The organism is Streptomyces boetiae (assembly GCF_031845405.1).
GTDB lineage: Bacteria > Actinomycetota > Actinomycetes > Streptomycetales > Streptomycetaceae > Streptomyces > Streptomyces boetiae.
On sequence record NZ_JAVREN010000026.1, the window covers coordinates 75357 to 82539 of the forward strand.

Annotated in this window: 6 protein-coding genes and 1 tRNA gene; 3 read left to right on the forward strand and 4 right to left on the reverse strand. The window is 75.1% G+C overall.

Features of this window, described 5'->3' with window-relative positions:
• Positions 1–399 precede the first annotated feature (399 nt).
• Together RM780_RS17965 and RM780_RS17970 are read left to right on the forward strand one after the other, a co-directional pair.
• Positions 400–936 carry a DUF4231 domain-containing protein gene (locus RM780_RS17965; RefSeq protein WP_311631771.1) on the forward strand — a complete coding sequence of 179 codons (537 nt, stop codon included), beginning with the start codon at positions 400–402 and terminating at the stop codon, positions 934–936.
• 303 nt (positions 937–1239) lie between these two features.
• Positions 1240–1311, forward strand: a tRNA-Val gene (locus tag RM780_RS17970).
• 223 nt (positions 1312–1534) lie between these two features.
• Here the strand turns inward: RM780_RS17970 and RM780_RS17975 are convergent.
• Positions 1535–1699, reverse strand: coding sequence for a hypothetical protein (locus tag RM780_RS17975; protein ID WP_311631772.1), 165 nt, complete (start codon positions 1697–1699; stop codon positions 1535–1537).
• Between the two features lie 314 nt (positions 1700–2013).
• On the opposite strand from RM780_RS17975, the gene RM780_RS17980 reads away from it, so the two are divergent.
• Complete coding sequence (locus tag RM780_RS17980; RefSeq protein ID WP_311631773.1) at positions 2014–3072, forward strand: serine/threonine-protein kinase; 1059 nt, start codon at positions 2014–2016, stop codon at positions 3070–3072.
• A 16-nt stretch (positions 3073–3088) separates the two neighbouring features.
• On the opposite strand, the gene RM780_RS17985 is transcribed toward RM780_RS17980, so the two are convergent.
• The 3 genes from RM780_RS17985 to cobT form a co-directional block, all read right to left on the reverse strand.
• The gene (locus RM780_RS17985; protein WP_311631774.1) at positions 3089–3901 is read right to left on the reverse strand and encodes a TrmH family RNA methyltransferase; all 813 of its coding nucleotides are present in this window, start codon (positions 3899–3901) and stop codon (positions 3089–3091) included.
• A gap of 16 nt (positions 3902–3917) precedes the next feature.
• Positions 3918–5135, reverse strand: a complete 1218-nt coding sequence (cobA, locus tag RM780_RS17990; RefSeq protein WP_311631775.1) for a uroporphyrinogen-III C-methyltransferase — start codon at positions 5133–5135, stop codon at positions 3918–3920.
• Positions 5136–5248: 113 nt separating this feature from the next.
• Positions 5249–7183: nicotinate-nucleotide--dimethylbenzimidazole phosphoribosyltransferase (gene cobT / locus RM780_RS17995; RefSeq protein ID WP_311631776.1), on the reverse strand; the 1935-nt coding region annotated here is incomplete at its 5' end.

The following is a 7183-nucleotide window of genomic DNA, read 5'->3' on the forward strand; positions in this document are numbered from 1 at the left end:
TCTCCACGACTTCAAGGCGCCGCGCATCCGCGCGGCGCGCGCGGCGCGGCGGCCCCGGGCCGCCGCTCCTGTCTCCGCCCCGCTCCGGCCCGGCCCGCCGGCCGCGCCCCAGACACGATGACGGGGACCTGCCGTCACGTCAGGGCCGGACGGCTCCGCGGCTTTAGCCACCTCCCCGGACCGGGGCCCGCATCGGGCAAGCCCAGGGGGCCAATCGGGCACAACAGCGGGCAGGCCAAGGCTGCCCGATCCGCCGGCCAGCGTACGGCCCCCTGGCCATGCCCGATCCCAACCCGGGCAGGCCACCGACCAAACCCGCTCCGCCGCCCTCAGCGACAGACCAGCCTGGCGATTTCTTCGCAGTTGACGTCTACACGGGCGGGCGGATCTACTCCCGTCATGTCATCAGCAGAGAGCACGGCGGATTCGTCAGATGGGCGAAGCCCTAGCCCGGCAGCGGAGCACTACGTACAGACCCGTCTCACCCAGTACCAGAGCTGGTACGACACGAAGGCCGTCAAAACCAAGGCCATGCATCTGAGGATGCGGTCGTTGTCTGTGGTGGGTGGTGCACTCGTTCCGGCTTTGGTGAACGTAGATCACACAGCGGCACGAATCACAGCCACCGTGGTCAGTCTCCTGGTGTTGATCTCCGTCTCTCTCGAAAGCGTGTACCGCTACCGTGAGCAGTGGAAGAACTACAGATCAACCGAGCAACTACTTGGCCATGAACGCGTCTACTATGAAACTCGAGTGGGCCCTTACACGGCCTTGTCCGACGACAAGGCCTTCTCTCTACTGGTTGCCCGTGTCGAAAAGGCGATTGCGAACGAAAACTCAGCGACACTGAATGTTATGACGCTGGGTGGCCAGGTCAGCGCTGATATCCACGAACAGCGCCTCGCACCTCAGGAAACAACCAAGATAGAACGCTGACACTTCAGCCACTCCCCCTTAAGCCGCCCCGCACGACTGCACTGGTGCCGGAGAGGTTCGCGCCCCTGCGGCCGGGGCACTCGGCCGTCGCTCCGATAGGGAGCCGACCGACTGGCCGCTTCGTACACTGGATGGCGGACGCCCATGGGGGGTGGGCAAGGCCAGCGAGGTGAAGGCAGTCGGGCGAAGGTGCTAAGGTCTGGGACCAGCAGCGGGTGAGTGACTAACTGCGTGACAACCGGTGCGGACTTGGGCGGACGCCCAGGGACGTCGGGGCACGTGGGGAGGCTCATCCGGGGCCCGGCGCGATTAGCTCAGCGGGAGAGCGCTTCCCTGACACGGAAGAGGTCACTGGTTCAATCCCAGTATCGCGCACGGCATACGGCAAGGGGCCGGTGAGCGTCACCTACGCTCACCGGCCCCTTGCCGTGCGTGCCGGTCGTGTGTGTCCCGCCGCGCGGGGCGGGCGGCGGGAAACGCGATGCCCGGGCAGCTCCCCAGCTGCCCGGGCATCTTGGCCGTCCGTCTCACCCCCGTCCCCACGGGGTCTTGGCCGGTGTCCCCGACCCGGGCCGCTCTCCCGGGCCCGGGGCGCCGCTCAGCGCCCCAGCAGTCCGGCCACGGACGACGCCTGTGTCATGACGGCCTCCACGCCGCCGGTCACGACGGCGAGAGCGAGGGCCAGCGGCAGCACCATGGCGGCGGCGACCAGCGGGTGCCGGTCGGCCCTCGCGGGTGCCGGCCGGGTGGCGATGCGGGCCATCTCTCCCCTTCCGTCGTGGACTTGGGGCGGCGGGCGGGTGACCTCGGGGGACGAGTGCTGCGCCCGCCGCTTGAGAAACAACCCTAGGCGCGGGCCCGGCCCCCCGCGTCCGCCCGGCGTACTGACCTGGGGGCATCCCGGAGGAGGAGGCAGGGGCGGCGCGGCTACTCCCCAGGGTGGATATCGCGCCGCGCCACCCCCGGGGTTTCCCGGAGGGGTGTGCCGGGGCAACGCCCGCGCGCGGCCTTGTCGCTGCCCGGGGCGCCCAGTCCGTAAGCTGTGGACCGGCACAAGCACCGGGCAGCGAGGTGGACATGGCGATGATGCGGCTCCGGCGCGAGGACCCGCGAGTCGTCGGGGCGTTCCGGCTGCACCGGCGGCTGGGGGCCGGCGGGATGGGCGTGGTGTACCTGGGCTCCGACCGGCGCGGGCAGCGGGTGGCCCTGAAGGTGATCAGACCGGACCTCGCCGAGGACCAGGAGTTCCGCTCGCGGTTCGCCCGGGAGGTCTCGGCGGCGCGGCGCATCCGCGGCGGGTGCACGGCCCGGCTGGTGGCCGCGGACCTGGACGCCGCGCGCCCCTGGTTCGCCACCCAGTACGTCCCCGGCCCCTCCCTCCACGACCGGGTGATGGAGCACGGGCCCCTGCCGGCCGCGGAGACGGCCTCGATCGGCGCCGCGCTGGCCGAAGGCCTGGTGGCCGTCCACGAGGCGGGGGTGGTCCACCGGGACCTGAAGCCCTCGAACATCCTGCTCTCGCCCAAGGGCCCGCGGATCATCGACTTCGGCATCGCCTGGGCCACCGGCGCCTCCACGCTCACGCACGTCGGAACGGCCGTGGGCTCCCCCGGCTTCCTGGCTCCCGAGCAGGTGCGCGGGCAGCCGGTGACACCGGCCACGGACGTGTTCTCGCTGGGGGCCACGCTGGCGTACGCAGCGCTGGGCGACTCCCCCTTCGGGCAGGGCAGTTCCGAGGTGATGCTCTACCGCGTGGTGCACGAGGAGCCGCAGTTGCGCGGCGTCCCGGCCGCGCTGGCGCCGTTGCTGCGCTCCTGCCTGGCCAAGTCGCCCGAGGAGCGGCCCAGCACGCTCCAGCTCTCGCTGCGGCTGAAGGAGATCGCGGCCCGCGAGGCGCGCGGCGTGCGGCCCGCCTCGGGACGTTCCCGGCCGGAGGCGGCCCCCCGCGCGCCCCAGCCCCGCCGCCCCGAGCCGCGCCCCGAGTCCCGCCCGGCCGGCACGGCCACGCGGAACGGCCGTCCCCGCCGCCCGGTGGACCGGCGGCTGCTGCGGCAGCGCCTGGTGGTCTTCGTGACCGTCACGCTGATGGTCGCTTTGGGCATCGCGGCGGCCCAGGGCTGCCAGGGCCCTCTGTAGGGCCGGACGCGCGACCTCAGCCCCCCGGCGCCGGGCGGGTCAGGGCGTAGAACGCGACGGCCGCCGCCGCGGCGACGTTGAGGGAGTCGATGCCGTGGGACATGGGGATGCGCACCCGCGCGTCCGCGGCGGACAGGGCACGCGGGGAGAGGCCCTCGCCCTCGCTGCCGAGAAGCAGAGCGACGCGGGAGCCCGCCGCCTCCCGGGCGGCGGCGTCGAGGTCGACGGCGGCCGGGTCCGGAGTGAGGGCCAGGAGGCGGAAGCCGGCCGCGCGCAGCTCGTCGAGGCCGGGGCCCAGGCGAGGGAGCCGGGCGTAGGGCAGGGAGAAGACGGCGCCCATCGACACCTTGACCGCCCGTCGGTAGAGCGGGTCCGCGCAGTCGGGCGAGAGCAGCACGCCGTCCATGCCCAGGGCCGCGGCGCCGCGGAAGACGGCGCCGACGTTGGTGTGGTCGTTGACCGCCTCCAGCACGGCCAGCCGGCGGGCGCCGGGCAGCAGGGCGGAGGGCGCGGGCAGCGGCGTGCGCCGCATCGCGGCGAGCGCCCCCCGGTGCACGTGGTAGCCCGTGACCCGCTCGGCCAGCTCCGCGCCGACCAGGTAGAGCGGGGCCCCGGCACCGGCCGCGACCTCCCGCATCGCCTCGGCCCAGCGGGGCGTCACCAGCATCGACCGCATCGGGTAACCGGCCGCCAGGGCGCGGCGGATGACCTTCTCCCCCTCGGCCATGAACAGCCCGCCCGCCGGTTCCGCGCGGCGGCGCAGGGCCACGTCGGTGAGGGAGAGGTAGTCGGCCAGCCGGGGGTCGCCGGGGTCGGTGATCTCCTCCACGGTGCCCGCCCCCGGCTCAGCCGGCGTGCGGGGCCACGGCGACCACGTCGCCGACGACGATGACGGCCGGCGGGCGGACGTTCTCCTCGGCGATCCGGCGGCCCACGGTCGCCAGCGTGGCGTCGACCCGGCGCTGGGCGGCCGTGGTGCCCTCCTGGATGACAGCCGTGGGCGTGTCGCCGGAGCGGCCGTGCCGGACGAGGGTCTCCGCGATGGCGGCCATCCGCTCCACCGCCATCAGCAGCACCAGCGTTCCCCGCAGGGCGGCCAGCGCGGGCCAGTCGACCAGGGAGCGCGGGTCGTCGGGGGCCACGTGCCCGCTGACGACGGTGAACTCGTGCGCCACCCCGCGGTGGGTGACCGGGACGCCCGCGGCGGCCGGCACGCTGATGGCACTGGTGACGCCGGGGACCACGGTCACGGGGATGCCCGCGGCGGCCAGCGCCTCGGCCTCCTCCTTGCCGCGGCCGAAGACGTAGGGGTCGCCGCCCTTGAGGCGCACCACGGAACGTCCGGCCTTGGCGTGCTCGATCAGTGCCTCGTTGATGGCCTCCTGGGCCATGGCCCGCCCGTAGGGAATCTTGGCCGCGTCGATGACCTCGACGTGCGGGGGCAGCTCGTCCAGCAGGTCGCGCGGGCCGAGGCGGTCCGCGATCACCACGTCGGCCTCGGCCAGCAGCCGCCGCCCGCGCACGGTGATCAGGTCGGGGTCGCCGGGCCCGCCGCCCACCAGGGCCACGCCGGGCAGCCGCCCGCGGTGCCGGGGCGCGGTGAGGGTGCCGTCCCGCAGGCCCTCGACGACCGCGTCGCGGACGGCGGCGGAACGGCGGGGGTCGCGGCCGGTGAGGACGGCGACGGTGACGCCGTCGCTGCGGCCGGTGGCCGGGGTCCAGGCGGTGGCCGCCTCGGCGTCGTCGCTGCGCACGCACCACACGCGGCGCTCCTCGGCCTCGGCGGAGGCGGCGGCGTTGACGGCCGGGTCATCGGTGGCGATCAGCGCGTACCAGGCGCCGTCCAGGTCGCCGGAACGATAGCCGCGGGCCTCCCAGCGCAGCTCTCCCGCCTCGGCCATGGCCTGCACGGAGGGGGTGACGGAGGGGGCGATAAGCAGCACCTCGGCCCCAGCGGCGAGGAGGGCGGGGAGCCGGCGCTGGGCGACGGTGCCGCCGCCGAGCACGAGGACGCGTCGGCCTGCCAGGCGCAGGCCGACGGGGTAGGCAGGGTTCTCGGGCATCGCGGGCGGCTCCTCGCGCGGCGGATCGGGGACGAGCGTGGCGGGCCCGGGGGGACGCGGGCACGCCTGAGGCCGCTGCGGCGCTGGAGCGGCTCGGTGTGGGGGGAATAAGCCTAGTTCTTGTCGGTCACCCCGGCGGAGTCGAAGGTGGCCACCTCGCGCATGGCGCGGGCCGCGCTCTGGACCACGGGCAGGGCCAGCAGGGCGCCGGTCCCTTCCCCCAGCCGCAGGTCGAGGTCGACCAGGGGGCGCAGGCCGAGCGCGGTGAGCGCGGCCAGGTGCCCGGGCTCGGCGCTGCGGTGCCCGGCGATGCAGACGGAGACGGCCTCGGGGGCGATGGCGCGGGCGACCAGGGCGGCGGCCCCGGCGCTGACGCCGTCGAGGAGGACGGGCACGCGCAGCGAGGCGCCGCCGAGGATCAGGCCGGTGAGGGCGGCGTGCTCCAGGCCGCCGACGGCAGCCAGCACCCCGACGGGGTCGGACGGGTCGGGCTCGTGGAGCTGGAGGGCGGCGCGGACGACCTCCACCTTCCGGGCGTGCGTCTCGTCGTCCACGCCGGTGCCGCGGCCGGTGACCTCGGCGGGCTCGGCGTCGGTGAACACGGCGATCAGCGCGGCGGAGACGGTGGTGTTCGCGATGCCCATCTCGCCGGTCAGGAGGGCCTTGTTGCCCGCCGTGACGAGGTCGCGGGCGGTCTCGATGCCGACCTCGACGGCGCGCAGCGCCTCCTCGCGGGTCATGGCCGGGCCCTGGGTGAAGTCGTCGGTGCCCGGCCGCACCTTGCGCGGGAGCAGGCCCTGCGTGGGAGGAAGGTCGCCGCGGACGCCGACGTCCACGACGCAGACCTCGGCGCCGACCTGGGTGGCGAAGGCGTTGCAGACCGCTCCCCCGCCCAGGAAGTTGGCCACCATCTGCGAGGTGACCTCCTGGGGCCAGGGGGTGACGCCCTGGGCGTGCACGCCGTGGTCGCCCGCGAAGATCGCGACCGCGGCCGGCTCGGGGACGGGCGGCGGGCAGCTCCGGGAGAGGCCGCACAGCTGGGCGGAGATGACCTCCAGGGCCCCCAGCGCCCCGGCGGGCTTGGTCATCCGCTTCTGCCGCTCCCACGCCTCGGCCAGCGCCTGGGCGTCCAGGGGGCGGATCTCGCTCAGGGTCTCGCTGAGCAGGTCGTGCGGCTCGGCGCCGGGCAGGGCGCGGCGGCCGTAGGTCTCCTCGTGGACGACCCAGGCCAGCGGGCGGCTGTGGGACCAGCCCTGCTGGGCCAGTTCGGGCTCGCCTGGGAAGGCGTCCACGTAGCCCACGCACAGGTAGGCGACGACCTCCAGGTGCTCGGGCAGGCCGAGGGCGCGGCCGAGTTCGCGCTCGTCGAAGAAGCTGACCCAGCCGACGCCCAGGCCCTCGGCGCGGGCGGCGAGCCAGAGGTTCTCCACGGCCAGGGCCGATGAGTAGGGGGCCATCTGCGGCTGGGTGTAGCGGCCCAGGGTGTGCCGGCCGCCGCGGGTGGGGTCGGCGGTGACGACGATGTTGACCGGGGTCTCCCGGATGGCCTCGATCTTCAGCTCGCGGAACTTCTTGGCGCGGGCCCGGGGCAGCGACTTGGCGTACGCCTCGCGCTGGCGGGCGGCCAGCTCCTGGACGGCCTGCCGGGTCTCGGGCGAGCGGATGATCAGGAAGTCCCAGGGCTGGGAGAGGCCGACGCTGGGCGCGGTGTGCGCGGCCTGGAGGACGCGCAGCAGGACGTCGTCGGGGATGGGGTCGGAGCGGAAACCGTTGCGGATGTCGCGGCGTTCGCGCATCAGGCGGTGCACGGCCTCGCGTTCGGACTCGGGGAAGCCGGGGGCCGGGCCGGGGTCGGCCGGCTCGGGACCGGCCGGGGCGGCGGGCTGCTCGGCGGGCGTCTCCGCGGCCGGGGGCTCGGCTGCGGCCGGGGGCTGCGGCGCGGGAGGCGCGGCGGGGGCGGGAACCGCGGGCTGCGCCGGGGTGCCGGAGGCGCGCGGGGCGGGAACGGCCGGGGCGGGCACCGGCTGCGGCCCGGGGGCGGGCTGTGG